The organism is Aliikangiella sp. G2MR2-5, from assembly GCF_015687155.1.
Lineage (GTDB): Bacteria > Pseudomonadota > Gammaproteobacteria > Enterobacterales > Kangiellaceae > Aliikangiella.
Window position 1 is genome coordinate 830,543 of the sequence record NZ_JADPQF010000001.1, and the last position, 15,080, is coordinate 845,622.

Below are 15,080 nucleotides of genomic sequence, written 5' to 3' on the forward strand. Positions count from 1 at the left end.
TTTTGTATTGAGACATTAATAAAGTATTGATGTCGGCAATTAATTGTGACTATAAGTTTAGAGGTATAATATGAAAATCAGAAGTAAAGCTCCTCTAAGGCTAGGTTTGGCTGGAGGTGGGACAGATGTATCTCCTTATAGTGATGAGTTTGGGGGATGTGTTTTAAATGCAACGATTAACTTATTCGCCAATGCTTATATTGATCAAGAAGTTAATGGTAATGAAGTCGTTTTTGAAGCAAAAGATCTCGGAATCAGAGAAGTAATTGATTTACGAAAACCTTTTTCAATAGAAGGAAAATTACTACTACATCGTGCAGTATACATTAGGGTCATGAGAGACTTTAATCACGGGCATTTGTTACCGCTAAGAATAATCACTGAGTCGGATGCACCTCCTGGTAGTGGTTTAGGATCGTCGTCAACAATGGTTGTAGCCATTCTTGAAGGGTTAAAACAGTTGCTGTCTCTGCCTTTGGGAGAATATGATGTAGCTCACTTAGCCTATCAAATAGAGCGGAACGATTGTAGTTTAGCTGGAGGCAAGCAAGACCAGTACGCTGCAACTTTTGGAGGCTTCAACTTTATTGAGTTCTATAAAAAGGATAGAGTAATCGTAAATCCGTTAAGAATTCGAAAAAATATCATTAATGAACTTGAAGCAAATCTTATTCTATACTACACAGGCAAGTCTCGTCATTCAGCAAAAATAATTGATGATCAAATGAAGTCGATAAGAGGTGAAAATATTCGAAGACTGGAAGCAATGCATAATGTGAAAAAGTCTGCTTTCAGAATTAAAGAGCATTTATTTAAAGCAAATATTGAGGAACTCTCGCAGGAGTTCAAGTTGGCATGGGAAGCAAAAAAAGCGACTTCTTCATCGATTGCAAACCCACTAATTAATGATATTGAAAATTGCGTACTAAATTGTGGCGCCAAATCACTGAAAATATCTGGGGCTGGAGGCGGAGGTTTTATGATGGTTTTCGTAGAACCAGAACGTAGAGTTGAGGTAATTCAGCAATTGAAGAAGTTTGGAGGAGTGATACACAAATTTCAATTTACGCGCGAAGGAGCTTATTCTTGGACAATTTAGATTTTATTAATAACTATCTTGATAGTTCAATATCAGTTAAAACCAAAATCTTAGCAAGTGACTCTATTAAGAGCACAATCTCTTTAGTTGCTGAACGCATCATCTGTTGTTTTAAGAGTGGGGGGAAAGTGGTTTTAGCAGGAAATGGCGGTAGTGCAGCGGATGCTCAACACATAGCTGCAGAGTTTGTGAGTCGTTTTCTTTTTGACCGTCCAGGGTTACCCTCTATTGCGTTAACTACTGATACATCAATGTTAACAGCTATTGGAAACGACTATGGTTTCGAAAGTCTTTTTTCCAGACAAGTTCAAGCACAATGTCAAAATGGCGACGTATTTATCGGCATAAGTACTTCAGGGGAATCAAAGAATATTATTAATGCGGTAGAAGAAGCCAAAAGAATTGGAGTAACGACGGTGGGGCTATGTGGTTCAAGTGGTGTATTGAACGATAGCTGTGATTATACCATAGGAGTACCCTCAGATTGTACGTCATATATACAAGAGTCACATATTTGTATAGGCCACATGATTTGTGCAATTGTAGAAAAAGTTCTTTTTACAAAGGCTGAATAAATGTTCGAAGCGGTTGTTTTGGCGGGAGGTAAAGGGAAGCGATTAAAATCCATTACTGGAGATACTCCCAAACCGATGGTAAACATTAACGGCACTCCCTTTCTTTATCTTTTGATGAGGAGGCTAGAGTCTTTCGGCTGCAAAAAGATTATATTGTCTCTATGCTATAAAGCTGATTTTATAATCGAACGTGTAAATCTAGACTCTCCAGTTAAATGTGAAGTTTCTTTTAGCGTTGAACAAAAGCCGTTAGGGACGGGGGGAGCTATTAAACAGGCATCAAAAAGCGTAACTTCAAATAACTTCTTAGTGCTTAATGGAGATACCTATTTGGATATCGATTACAGTAGCTTGATTAAGCAGTCAAAACCTCTACAAAATTGTATATGCTTGGTTAAAGTTAACGAAACAGGTCGTTACGGTAAAGTTGAGCTTGATTCAGATGAACGTATAATATCTTTTACGGAAAAGTCTCAAAATGGCCCCGGTTTAGTGAATTCTGGAGCGTATGTTTTGAATACTAAATTGATTCAGAATATTGAAAAAGAAGCTTTTTCTTTTGAAAATGAGGTGTTGAGCAATACTTACAAAGATTTTTGTGTAGAAAAAGTAGATGTTTCGTTCATTGATATTGGGATTCCGGAAGATTACTTTAAGTTTTGCAAATTAATGCGAGAGTTGGAAGAAAAGTAAATATAAGAGTATATTTTATGAAAAAGAAACTATTTATAGCCGGATGTGCTCGTTCAGGAACCAGCGCGTTGGCGCATTTGATCGGCGTCAACAAAGACGTTGTAATGGGGATGGAAAGGTACGGAGAATTTTATAAAAAGGATGATTTTAGAATTGCGAATAATTTGTTCACAAAAGAACGTTTTTTGGATGTTAGAAATGGCGATACCTTTTACGATGATTTCGCAAAATTTCATCGGTGGGACTCGAATATTGAAAATAAACTAATTAACGGTTCTTACAGGTATATAGGGGACAAGAGACCAGAAATATACGAGGTTTATGACGAAATCTACAGTGTTTTTCCAGACGCTAAATGTATTTTTATCTATCGAGATTTATTTGAAGTAGCTGCATCCTGGAATAAAAGGGCTGAAGCAAAAGAAAATTGGCCAGCAACAAAAGATTTTAAAAAGGCTGTATTTGCATGGAATAATTCTTTACGACTGACATTGAGCGCTTTAGAACGTTATCCAGAAAAAATTGCGTGCGTCAACTATAGAGATGTTTTTATTGATAATAGAAACTTGGGTCCATTATATAATTGGTTAGAATTAGAGTTCGATCGGGAAACTGTTGAAAAGTATGAAAATATTCTTGCTAATTCATTGAGACTTCAAAAAGAAAGGAGCGAATACTCGTTATCAGCTGAGCAAAGAGCATTTTGTGAGTCAAATGCAGATTTTAGATTTGAATCTATGTTGGATGAAAAAAATATTCTGTTATAAACAGGGATGTCAAAGATGAATTACGAAGAAAGAATCAAAGCGCAAATTGAACAATATGATAACGTGGAGGATATGCACGGGCAACTTTCTTCTATAATAGACTACTGGAAACGAAAGCACTTTAAGCCTATTTTTGAAAAAGTTACAGGAGTTAAAAACCATATTGAATTCTATGCAGTGCCGTTCAAGCGAAGCATTGATAAATCAAACACGAAACGTATTATTTCTCTCGGAGCGGGTAATGCGGCAGTGGAAATACAAGTAGTAAAGAAACTATTGGAATTAGGATGTGATAACTTTAGTTTTGAAATTCTAGAATTATCGGAGCATCAAATAAAAAGAGCTCACGAAAACATCGAAAAAGCTGGAATGGTAAAGTATTTTATAGTTAGTCAAGGAGACTTTAATTCCTGGCAACCCAACACACAATATGCTGGAGTTATGGCACATCATGCTCTGCATCATGTAATGGAACTTGAGCATTTATTTCAAGCAATAAAACTAGGTCTCGAACCTCAAGGTGTATTCGTTACATTTGATATGATCGGTGCAAAAGGTCACGCGAGATGGCCTGAAGCATTAGAGTTTGTTGAAAAAATATGGGCATTTTTACCCGAAAATAAGAAGTATCATCACCTATTGCGTAAAGAATTCAAAGAATTTTATAATCATGATTGTTCTGACAGAGGATTTGAGGGTATTAGGGCCCATGAAATTTTACCTCTGTTAGTTGAGTTTTTTAATTTTGACACATTTTTAGGGTATGGAAACTTAACCGATGAGTTTATTAGTAGAGGATATGGTGCAAATTATGATACTTCTAATAGCAAAGACTTAGCTTTCATTGACTTTTTAGAGTTTTTAAACTCAGTATTACTTGATTTGGGTTATCTAAAGCCTACCAAGATGGCCGCGATATTAACAAAGCATGATGTGTCCAAAACCAAATGTTATAAAAATTTAACTCCTGAGTTTTGTATTCGACCACCGTTTGATTGAGAGCAATGAACATTCGCGCTAAATTATCATTAGTTAAACGGATTACAAGGAAAACTTACGTTACTGTGACAGAAAAAACAAGAAAGTCTAAGGTAGTACTTCTGATAGGAATGCACAGAAGCGGAACTAGCATGCTAATGGCTGGCTTGAATAGCTGTGGTCTGGAAGTTGGCGAAAACCTGATGGGAGCGGGCAAGGGCAACCCTAAAGGTCACTGGGAGGATATGGATTTTGTCTCTCTCAATAACAAAGTACTCTCTGTCTTAGGTTTAGAGTGGAATTCGCTTGGAACTATCGATGAAGCGCTTTGGGCTAAAGCAGAGTTTGAGGGGCTCATATTAGAAGGGAGAGAGTTGATCAATTCCCGGCTGGAGGAGTTCGCCAGCGTATTTTCTTTCAAAGATCCCCGAACAATCAGAGTGCTGCCGTTTTGGCTTAAAGTCGCAGAAACGGCAGAATTTGAGTTAGAATTTATTTTTTCCTTCAGAAATCCCGTCGATGTTTGTCGCTCTTTGGGTAAGAGAAATCAGGCGCCTTATATGCTCAGCCAGCTTTTATGGCTGCACCACAACCTGGATTATCTGGAAAAACTGCTGGATGGCAGGAAAAACGTGACCTTTGTTGATTTTTTCGATTTTTGCAAAAGCCCGGAACAAGAGCTAACCAGACTATCCAAAGCACTAAACCTCGACGCAAACGCCGAACAAATACTGAAATTTAGCGAGGAGTTTTATGATCCTGCATTGGTTTCCTATTTAGCAGATCCTTATTCAATTTCTGCGAATGAAAGTATTTTATCCATCTGCTTCGATACCTATCGAATATTTCGGCTACTTGCCAGAGACAGAAAACCCGAAAATAACTGGCTAAATGTTGTACAATCATGGAAGGTGGCAGCTCCTTTGTTAGCGCAACAGTTCAAAGTTTTGAATAGCATTCATCAAAATCAACTGTCCAAAAAATAAGCTATCTCACGCGAATTTTACTCTGTCCCGCAACTTTATTTAAACGCTCTATAAAAATCTTTAAATAACAGTATCTTAGCGTTTACTTTTGTTTTATCGAATCCTGATGAGCATTAACAAACCTGGAACCAAAACGCAGATTTGAGGTTTCGAAAGACTCTGAGCTGTATCAGGCACACAGGCTTATTAAAATATTTCTCATCCCGTCAAAAAATACCTCAGAAACGATTCAAAATAAGGTAGAATATGCGCGATTTTGAGATTTGGTTGCCTTTTTATTGAGCATGTAACGGATTTTCCCGTTTGACTGGCTGAAATGAGGTGCTGCGATTAATTGTTTAGAGTTTCTCATGAGAAATTCGATTGTGTTTTTGACAGCGGCCGATTTCTCAGACATTTCTCGTTAGCTTTGGATTGTTATTGAGATATCAATCAAACAATTGGTTGGATTACACGGCCACAAGGCTAGAACTAGCTAGCGCCGTTAGAGCACTACAATATCGCGCAATATAGTCTTTCGGGAATCACCAGGCTGTTATTGCCAGTGTTCGATTAATGAACAGTTAACAAGGTTGCGTACCGGTGTCTTCGATAACCGGATAGTTGTAGCCATAGTTATTACTAATAATATTCTGACAAACTCAAATAGTTTGTTTGGCATATACAATTTTTGACTGGGTAAGATACGTTGAAATTAGAAGAATTTGGATATAATTTTCTTGGACCGATATTAAGCGAGTATTTTTTTCGAGTTTTTGAAAATCTTGAAAAGGAACATGAGATATTCTGCTTGGCAAGAGAAGGCTATTTTTTTAAAAAAATCATCGATCAACTAAAGTCCGAAGAGTTGATAGATGAGAAAGTAAAGGCAAAATACCTTACAGTATCCAGAGCAGCTCTCTTCCGCTTCTGTGTTGCTGATGCCAATACTTGGGCCTATTCACTTTCGCCCAAATTTAAAGGCAGCTTTTCCAGTCTATTGCATTTTCGTTATGCAATAAGCGAACAGGATGTTAATGCTATTGTCAGTGCTCAAGATCAGGAAGTCGAAATAGTCTTGCCCGATGATATGTTCATAGCTGAAGAGTTACTAAGAAAGTACCAAGCTCAATTTCAAGAAGTCGTTAAAAAGTCGTTAAATGCCTATAAAAGTTATCTTGAAGATATTGGTTTTATGGGCTCGAATAGCCCAGTCGTTTTAGATATCGGTTATTCAGGTACTATCCAAAAGTTACTTTGTCATATGACATCAAAAGACATTAGCGGTTTTTATTTTATTGCCAGCAAGCCTGGAGTTCATGCGATTGGTGATTGTAAGGCAACAATGAAAGGCTTGTTTCACGAAGGCATTAAGATAGGTGATGGACACATTATGTTGGATCGTTCGTTATTTATCGAAAGCCTACTTACCGCGCCAAATGGTCAGTTAATCGATGTTGAATTTAACCACTTACCAGATGGTGAGAAATACAATTTTTATTATGGTGCTCAAGCAAGCACTCAGAAAAATTTCTTTTTACTTGAATCGGTCATGAAAGGGGCTATTAAAGCAGTCATCGAAAACTTCAGATTTAATGTGAGATTTAATGCTCAAGAACTCGATCATATTTTTGAGCCTTACGTTACTAAACCATTGGTGATGCCTGGAGGCGTTAAGCATTTATTTGAAATCGATGACGCTATTTCCGGGAATGGGAACATCTCATCAAAACAATTATTTAAAATCTAAAACTTAGAGAAATTGGTAAAAAGAGTATTTAAACTTGAAAACTTTAGTTAGAGCACTTCGAAGAAGGGTGCGTGCATTTAGACAGATCGTAACAAAACCATCAGCGATGAAGCTCTATAAAAAAGCAACAGTAATGAAGTTGTTTGATAACGAGTATTATCAGGAAAAATATGGTCGGTTTAGTAGTCCTTATGCCGCTTTTTCTGATTACCTTGAAAAATCGAGCTTTGCAAATATCAACCCTTCGAAGAGTTTTGATACGGAATACTATTTAAGGACCAATCTTGATGTATATCATGCCTGTACAGGAGCCTTACAACATTACCTAAAGCAAGGAGAGATTGAAGAGAGAAGTATAAACGATGAAATTTCTCGCTGGTCTCCTAAAGGTGAGCTTCATCCAGAAGGAAGTGTTAACGGCTGGCAAGAGCAAAAAATTGCCATATGCTTGCATATATTTTATGACGACTTTATCGATAAGTTTGCACAGTGTCTCGTAGACTTTCCTGCCAATGTAGACCTATTTGTCGCTGTGAAAGATGATTTAATGAAAAAACGCGCTATTAAAGTGTTTTCCAAATTGTCTCGCGTCAAAAATGTTAAAGTTGTTGTCGCGCCGAATCGAGGTCGAAATTTTGGGCCTTTGTTGGTCGAGTTCTCTAAAGAACTGCTCAATTATGATCTTATGTGCCATGTTCATTCAAAGAAAAGTCTATATTCAGGTCGAGAGCAAAGTCAATGGTCTAACTATCTTAACCAGTATTTGCTTAAAGATGTTCATGTTATTACCACGCTTTTAAAACTCTTTAAACAAAATGATGAACTTGGTATTTACTATCCGACATCATTCTGGATGATGCCATCATGGGTTAATCATTGGACATGCAATAGGCCTTTTGTAAATAAGTATTTTCGTGATTGGGATATTACCCTTAATGGCGATTTTCTTAACTATCCCGTCGGTGGAATGTTTTGGGCAAGACCGGCAGCGGTTCTACAGTGGTTGGCAAAAGATTACCAGTATGAAGATTTTCCTGAAGAGCCTTTACCAGCTGATGGCTCGTATCTTCATGCTATGGAGAGACTTGTCGGTTTACTTGCGGAGAAAAATAGCTACAAACAGTTTTTTTATCACCCTCAGTCTGGAAAATTCACTAAAGACAAATCTTATATTTATATAAATTATGCTAAGAGCGAAAGTAGTCTTAATAATGATTTGAGTGGTGCAGATATCGTTTCTTTTGATGTTTTTGATACTCTATTGAGAAGAAAGTACTTTGTACCTGATTATGCAAAGTTAAAGCTTGGAAAAGTGCTCTCTGAAAAAGGTGTAGTTTCATCGCCAACAGATTTCATTGAGATGAGAAATCAAGCGGAGCATAGGGTAAGGCTGGAAAAACAATTTCAAAGTGACGTCATTATAGACGAGATTTATGAAGAGCTGGGTAAAGTATTTAAATGGTCGGAAGTAGAGCAAGAAGAATATCTGCAATTAGAATTTGAATTCGATCTCGATATGTGCCTCGCAAAAAATGAAATGGTTAATTTGGCAAACACGCTTTCGCATAATGGAACAGAAATTTGGTTGATTACTGATACATACTACAGACAGAGTCATATTGAAAAAATGCTTAAGAAAATAGGTCTTGTCTCGCCTTGCAAACTATTCGTTTCATCTGCTATGGGAATGCGAAAAGATAATGGGACCATGTGGAATCATATACGGAGCCTGACAAAAGATAATGGTAAGAGCTATATTCATGTGGGGGATAATGTCAGAAGCGATTCTCAGTTATGTGGAGACCTTGGGATGATGAATGTGCACATATTGAATCCATATGACAAGTGGATTGCGGCTGGGTTTGATGATGTGTTGTCAGGACCGATCGATGAGAAAAAAACGATTAAGTGGGGTCGACTAGTATGCAACTTTGGACGATATCCTTTCTTTGGAGAATAGAAAGATGCAAATCATCATACATCCTGGACATCCTAAATGCGGGTCTACATCGATACAGAGAGCACTGCTAAGAAATCGACATAAACTGGCAAAGAAAAATACATATTTTCCGGATAATAATTTTGTTTTTTCGTTTGAAAAAGACTGCAATTTGAGTGCAGATACGCCGCGTTTGTACTTCAAGAATATTCATTTGTGTCAGAATGAGAGCTCTCTTGAAGAAAGGCTTATAGAATTTGAAAAGCGCTTGATTGAAATAAAAGGATTCGAAGAGAAATATAACTGTAAAAAAATCATTGTTTCCGCTGAAAATCTGGTCAATAGACTAGGTGGTGCTTATGGTAGAAAGGTTCACGAGTTATTTGCCAAACATTTTAATGATATAAAAATCGTTTATTTTATCCGGTTGCAAGAAGACTTTATTCTTTCTGCCTGGCAACAATGGAGTCATAAAGATGGGACAACAATTGAAGATTTCGTTAAGCAGTCAATTAGACAGAGTGTACCAAATTATTTAAATGTAAGTCGTTTTTTTGCTAGTTGCTATGGCCAAGATAAAGTTAAGGTTGTGCCATTACATCCTGACGCTTTAACAAATGGAAATTTGATAGAAGAGTTTATGTTGCAGGCTGGGGTTGATGCAAAGGAGCTGAATACAAAGAATGTTGTTTTTAACGAAACCTTGAATCCCTATTTGTGTGAAGTGTTGTCTGAAATGAACGGAGTCTACAGCTCTATTCATGACCCATTAGTTAAGAAGACGCTATTGAAATTTACTGGAAATGCTAAAGCTCTTTCTGATAAAGCACCACAGTTCTTAAGTTTGTCATTGCGAGAAAAGATACGGAATCACTTTGATAAAAGTAATAAGATTCTTCACCGCGAGTTTTTAGAAGAATACAGGTTCGAGTCAATCTTCCAGCCAAAAGATGTCAGTGAAACAGGCCAGAATGACCGTGAGAATCAATATAAAGAGATTATCAAAGCGCTTATATCGCCGGCACTAATAAATAAAGAGTGATTTAAATTGTTAAGAAAAATTGCGATAAAAAAACCTCAAAACTGTGATGAGCGACTTACATCTCTTTATGATTTTGCACAAGCTAAATATCAATTTACGGTTGATTTTTTAGTCGATTTGGCGCTTTTTTTTGAAGTTCATGACTTAATGATGGCGAAAAAAATAATAGCAGCTGCACGCGAAGTTCGCCCAAACGGTAAAAGAATTCTTCAGCTTGAAAAACGTATTCACGCAAAAGTTGCAAAGCAGCTGGAACAAGGAGTTGAAGATGAAGGAGAAATTCAAGCTCAATTTCAGTTAAGAGATATTGTTAGAAGGATGAGCGAAAATGGAATGCTTTTGCGTGATACATATCGATTCCTTGATTTAGACAAAGATAACTCAAACAGTCGATATGCAATCGGAGATACTTTATCGGGATTTAATAGCAGTAGTTTGAACGCATTTTTAATGCCATATTTAAGAGCTGAAACTCACTATCTTGAAGTTAATCCTGACCAAAATTGTTTACTACGGCCCGAAAATGAAGTTAGAACTAAGCTTCTACACGCAGTGAATACGGCTAGTCCATTTTCTTTTATTCGTATTGGTGACGGAGAGTCGGCGTTTCTTACGACAAATCTGGGAGACAAAGAAAAAGCAGATCAGAATTGCATGTATGAATCTTGGTATGGACATTCAAAGTTTACCGAAAAGGATCGTTTATCCTTTAATAGTTTATTGGTTGAAGCGATTGAAAGCGCTGATATTCTTGGAATACCAGATTTAGGCCATCAATTATCAGATTTTGAAATTAAAGAGAATCGCTATAGACGAGGGTATACAAGAGCAAATGGTTTGGTGATTGATTTTCCTCATAAAGTATATTGTTCAGCTTATGTTAATCAGCATTTGCTAAAAAATAGCTTCTTTGATGATCTTTTTGAAAACAAAAATATTAATGTGTCGGTAATTTCTGGTCATGACGAAAGTAAAGTCAGAGACGCATTTGTAGAAAAGTACAAAGCTAAAATAAGCAATTTTATTAAAGTGCCTACTCAGCATAAATTTGCCGATAAGTTTAAATACGAGATTAGGGAGGCACATTATCCAACAGCTTTTGAGAGAATTTGTTCTCAGATTAACGTGTCAGACTTGTCTGGTGAATTATTTCTTGTCGGTGCAGGGTTACTCGGAAAACATTATTGCCATTTAATTAAACAATCAGGCGGAGTCGCTCTCGATGTAGGGAGCGTTATTGATTACTTGCTGGGATTTCGTACTCGAAAATATATGTAAAGGACTGAATAGGTAGATAGGACCCATAATATGACAGACAAAACGCTATATTTACACGTAGGCTGGTCTAAGACAGGCACTTCAGCTGTGCAAAATGCGATAAATTCAAATAGTGAACTATTTCTAAAGAAAGACATTTTGTATCCTAAGTCTGTGCAGTGGAATGATCATTCCCATCATAAGTTTGCATTAGCATTTAATGAGACGTCTGGTTATTCGTCTGAATTCACTTTGAATGATGCTATTTCCGCAGTAGAAAAAGAGTTGTTAGAGTCAAATTGTCAATCAGTTCTGATATCATCGGAGCTCTCACCTTTCTATTTTGACTTTAAAGAGTTTCGCAATTTTGTAGACCGAAATTTTAATAATGTAGTGGTGATTTTTTCTTTACGCTTACAGTCAGAGCTGATTTTATCGCTTTTTAATCAACTCGTGAAAGATCCAAATGTACGCTATCCGGGCTCTATTTTTTCGTTGACAATGGCTAATATAGAGTGGATGGACTATTACAATACAGTAAAAAAATGGGAAGCTGTTGTTGGTAAGGAAAATATAAAAATATTTCTTCACTCCAAGCATATTGTAGGTGATTTTTTAGACTTTTTTACAATTGAAAAACAGGTTCGAAATACTAAGGATAGTAAAGAGGTCAATGTCTCGGTCCCTAATCAGCTTTTGCCTGCAATTAAGCAAATTAATGTAAATGTTGTAGATCCTGTACAATATAAGAAAAATCTGGATGAAGTTATCGCTCAGTTTAACTCGATAGCAGAATTGCGAACTCCAGGGATTTTATACAGTATTCCGGAACAGAGAATGCTAGACAATTATTATAAAGTTTCAAACTCAAAACTTGCTAAAGAGTATTTTGGTCGAAATGAGCTTTTTGAAGCCAAGCAGTACAAGCCTGTTATGTTTACTCCACTCGCTGTTTTGCGACAATTATCAAAATTAAATAAAGCTGATTAATTAAGGGGTTTAATAGTCTCGTGAACGACGATATTAAGGTAAAAATTGTCGCAATTGCTAAAGATGAGGGGGCCTACATTGCTGAATGGGTATTCCATCATTTGTTCATTGGTGTTGATGCAATTGATGTTTACATAAATCGAACGACAGACAATTCATTTGAGGTAATGGATAGAATCAATAAAGAGTATCCGCAGGTTAATTGTTATTCGGCTGATTGGACGGATTATTGCCATCCTCAAGTAGGAAAACATTTGCAATATGTTGTTTATGGAAAAGCTTTTGAAGAAAACCGTCTTTCTAAAGAGTTTGATTATATTCTATTTATTGATGTTGATGAATTTTGGTTTTCTAAGGGGCTAAGAAAGAATATTAAGGAAATTATTCGAGCTGCAAACAAGCCCATTGCAATGGTCTTTCAGTGGATTAATGAAATGGGGGAGGAACCTCCATTTAGAAAGTTAGGACAAACTGTTAAAGGTTTTTTACATCGAAATGTCAAAACGATGCTTCATAGAAATGCTCCAGTTAAGAAACTGATGCTACACTATTCGGAGCTCGATAACGGTAAGGTAGGAGTATTTTGTGACAACCAGCAGTTTGAATCTGAAGAAAAGCAAAGTCAGTTGTTGAAGAAAGAGCTTAGTAAGTTAAGAGATGTCATGATTATTCACCGCAATAATCGTTCAGAGATAGAATATGTTTCTTTACTTTCAAGAGGCAGGCCTTCAGATGATATCCCGATAAAGCTAAATAGACATGGGTATAATGTGGGTAAAAAGTTGATTCGACTTGAGTTAGAAGCAGACGTTTTTCAGCGATATAGAAAAGAACGGGAATTGTTTTTCAAGCGCTTGGATATTGAAACCATAATAAAAGAAGGTCAGCTGTTTGTATTAAAGCGTGCTGAAAGATGTATTGATTCAATAGATAAAGTTTTACAAAACCATCCACAAGAAACGAGGCGTGTTTTTTGCAATGTTAATTACAAGTCTGTGGTAGAGAAGTTGGCAATAAAGGCTCATGCAGAAAATTCCAATGTTTCGAAAGATTCCCAAGATGAAGAGCAGTTTATCCCAACTTTTTTTTCATGCTTAAATGCATTGTTCAAGAAAGATGCTAACTATCTTAGAGATACTGCCACATATTTCGAAACAAGAAGTCTTTGGTTGGCAAATTTCTTTATTAGAAGGGCTTTTTATGCGCGGCCCAATGGAGCCTTGATATTGAGAAAAATGCAGCGATATGCACTATTGAGAAGTCGTAAAAGTAGTAGTGAGTAATCAGAAAAAATGAATAAACCTACGTTATACCTACATATTGGGATGAATAAGACGGGGTCGTCTGCACTTCAGTATTGGTTCAATCAAAATAGAGAAGCGCTTTTGGATCGAGGGATACTCTATCCGAAAACAGGGATCTCTGGTGTCGCTCATTATGGTATCAGTGATATTTTAGGATTTACAGGGAAAAACAGGGAAGATGGTTTAGAGATAAACGACATTGATTATCTTAAAAGTTCTCTTTGCAAAGAAATTAATTCTTCATCTGCAAATAAATTGCTTATTAGTTCAGAGAACTTTGTTCTAAATAGGAGTCTAGTAGATGTTGAGTCTGCCTTTTCCGATTTTGAATGTAAGATTTTGGTTTATTTACGAAGACATGACTCATGGTTGGAGTCTGCTTACAATCAATCTCTTAAGATGGTGCATCAGCCAAAATATGGTAAAGGTATAGAAAAATTTATCGTAAACACTAATAAGAAGACGAAAAATGCTAATTACCGTTACTTGGTAGATAGGTGGGCTCGCGTTTTTGGGAAAGAGAACATTATTATCCGTCCATATGAGTCCAAGATAATGAGTTCAGGCATAGTGCCTGACGTTCTTGATATATTGGGTTTAAGAGCGGAAGAATTTTTCGCTTCAAATCTAAACAAAGTTAACGCTTCTCTTTCTAATAGGGCAAACGCGATTTTGGAAGTGGCACAGCGATCGGGACTTAGTAAAGAGCAAGTTAGCATTGTTTTAGATTATCTGAAGAAAACAGATGAAGTAAGACAGAAGGTAAGTCTTCTATCTCCTAAAAGAAGAAGACAAATAGTAAAGAATAATCAGAGTCAATATTCTTATTTATCAAAAAAATTTCTAAATGGTAAGCAATTATTTAGCGAACCTGTACCCATGGATGACGAATCATGGACGACGTTCAAGAGACCGAGTGAAGAAGAGATTGTGTCAGAAATATTAAAGGCTCTAAATGTGTCAAAGCATCAGTATTGAAATAGGTGAAAGTTAATGAGTTTTCTTAGTAGCAAATTGGTTGGTTTTTTTAATTCCAACGTAGGTAAAGAGGAACTATCTGTAGTAAGAGCAAGACAGATGGAGGAAAATAATGTATGGAAGCGCTGCTGGAAAGAACCTTTTGATCAGACGAAGTCGATTTTTATTCACATTCCTAAGGCTGCTGGGACAAGTATTTCACAATCATTATATGGCGAAAATACCTTTCACTTTACTGCCGATACGTATAACTTCTTACCTAGAGAAGATTTTAACGAGTATTTTAAATTTGCTTTCGTCAGAAATCCTTATGAAAGAATTCTAAGTACTTACAAGTATAGTTTTAAACAGTTTAAAGAACACCCTAAGACTTCAGTAGCTTTTGTTACACGTTTTAAAAGTTTCGAAAATTTCGTTCTAGAATGGGTTAATAGAAAAAATATCAGTAAACATTACTTTTTTTACACGCAAGAGCGATATATTTCAGATCAAACTGGAAAGTTACTGGTTGATTATATTGGAAAATTTGAAACTGTTGATGAAGATTTTAAGTTTGTTGCTCGAAAATTAAATATAGATAAGGAGCTAATGCATACAAATAAATCGCCAAAACGAAAAGAAGAGACTGTTTATACTGAGGATATGGCTAACAAAGTATTTAATGTATATAAAAACGATTTTATGTTGTTTGGCTATGATAAAGAATCGTGGAAAAATGTTGGACGCTAGTTGGACCGATGTTA

At 36.3% G+C, this 15,080-nt stretch carries 14 protein-coding genes; all 14 read left to right on the forward strand.

Going from position 1 to position 15,080, the window contains the following annotated elements; translation table 11 throughout:
• Positions 1 to 70: 70 nt before the first annotated feature.
• Positions 71 to 1,099, forward strand: a complete 1,029-nt coding sequence (locus IYN84_RS03295; RefSeq protein WP_196137732.1) for a dehydrogenase — start codon at positions 71 to 73, stop codon at positions 1,097 to 1,099.
• A complete protein-coding gene (locus IYN84_RS03300; protein WP_196137733.1) occupies positions 1,087 to 1,674 on the forward strand; it encodes a D-sedoheptulose 7-phosphate isomerase in 588 nt (195 codons plus the stop codon). Before IYN84_RS03295 ends, IYN84_RS03300 begins: the two co-directional genes overlap by 13 nt.
• Positions 1,675 to 2,367 carry a nucleotidyltransferase family protein gene (locus IYN84_RS03305; protein ID WP_196137734.1) on the forward strand — a complete coding sequence of 231 codons (693 nt, stop codon included), beginning with the start codon at positions 1,675 to 1,677 and terminating at the stop codon, positions 2,365 to 2,367. It begins immediately after the preceding gene.
• Between the two features lie 17 nt (positions 2,368 to 2,384).
• Entirely contained in the window at positions 2,385 to 3,134 is a 750-nt protein-coding gene (locus IYN84_RS03310; RefSeq protein WP_196137735.1) for a sulfotransferase, read from the forward strand.
• A 15-nt stretch (positions 3,135 to 3,149) separates the two neighbouring features.
• Positions 3,150 to 4,133, forward strand: a complete 984-nt coding sequence (locus IYN84_RS03315) for a trans-aconitate 2-methyltransferase (RefSeq protein WP_196137736.1) — start codon at positions 3,150 to 3,152, stop codon at positions 4,131 to 4,133.
• A gap of 65 nt (positions 4,134 to 4,198) precedes the next feature.
• Positions 4,199 to 5,098, forward strand: coding sequence for a sulfotransferase family protein (locus tag IYN84_RS03320; RefSeq protein ID WP_196137737.1), 900 nt, complete (start codon positions 4,199 to 4,201; stop codon positions 5,096 to 5,098).
• Positions 5,099 to 5,786: 688 nt separating this feature from the next.
• A complete protein-coding gene (locus IYN84_RS03325) occupies positions 5,787 to 6,827 on the forward strand; it encodes an HAD family hydrolase (protein WP_196137738.1) in 1,041 nt (346 codons plus the stop codon).
• 34 nt (positions 6,828 to 6,861) lie between these two features.
• Positions 6,862 to 8,787 (forward strand): rhamnan synthesis F family protein, encoded by a 1,926-nt coding sequence (locus IYN84_RS03330; protein ID WP_196137739.1) that lies wholly within the window; start codon positions 6,862 to 6,864, stop codon positions 8,785 to 8,787.
• A gap of 4 nt (positions 8,788 to 8,791) precedes the next feature.
• Positions 8,792 to 9,808, forward strand: coding sequence for a hypothetical protein (locus tag IYN84_RS03335; RefSeq protein WP_196137740.1), 1,017 nt, complete (start codon positions 8,792 to 8,794; stop codon positions 9,806 to 9,808).
• A 6-nt stretch (positions 9,809 to 9,814) separates the two neighbouring features.
• Entirely contained in the window at positions 9,815 to 11,086 is a 1,272-nt protein-coding gene (locus IYN84_RS03340; RefSeq protein ID WP_196137741.1) for a hypothetical protein, read from the forward strand.
• A gap of 30 nt (positions 11,087 to 11,116) precedes the next feature.
• Positions 11,117 to 12,055 carry a hypothetical protein gene (locus tag IYN84_RS03345; RefSeq protein WP_196137742.1) on the forward strand — a complete coding sequence of 313 codons (939 nt, stop codon included), beginning with the start codon at positions 11,117 to 11,119 and terminating at the stop codon, positions 12,053 to 12,055.
• Between the two features lie 20 nt (positions 12,056 to 12,075).
• Complete coding sequence (locus IYN84_RS03350; RefSeq protein ID WP_196137743.1) at positions 12,076 to 13,338, forward strand: glycosyltransferase family 2 protein; 1,263 nt, start codon at positions 12,076 to 12,078, stop codon at positions 13,336 to 13,338.
• 9 nt (positions 13,339 to 13,347) lie between these two features.
• Positions 13,348 to 14,337 (forward strand): hypothetical protein, encoded by a 990-nt coding sequence (locus tag IYN84_RS03355; RefSeq protein WP_196137744.1) that lies wholly within the window; start codon positions 13,348 to 13,350, stop codon positions 14,335 to 14,337.
• A 15-nt stretch (positions 14,338 to 14,352) separates the two neighbouring features.
• Positions 14,353 to 15,066 carry a sulfotransferase family 2 domain-containing protein gene (locus IYN84_RS03360; RefSeq protein ID WP_196137745.1) on the forward strand — a complete coding sequence of 238 codons (714 nt, stop codon included), beginning with the start codon at positions 14,353 to 14,355 and terminating at the stop codon, positions 15,064 to 15,066.
• Positions 15,067 to 15,080 lie beyond the last annotated feature (14 nt).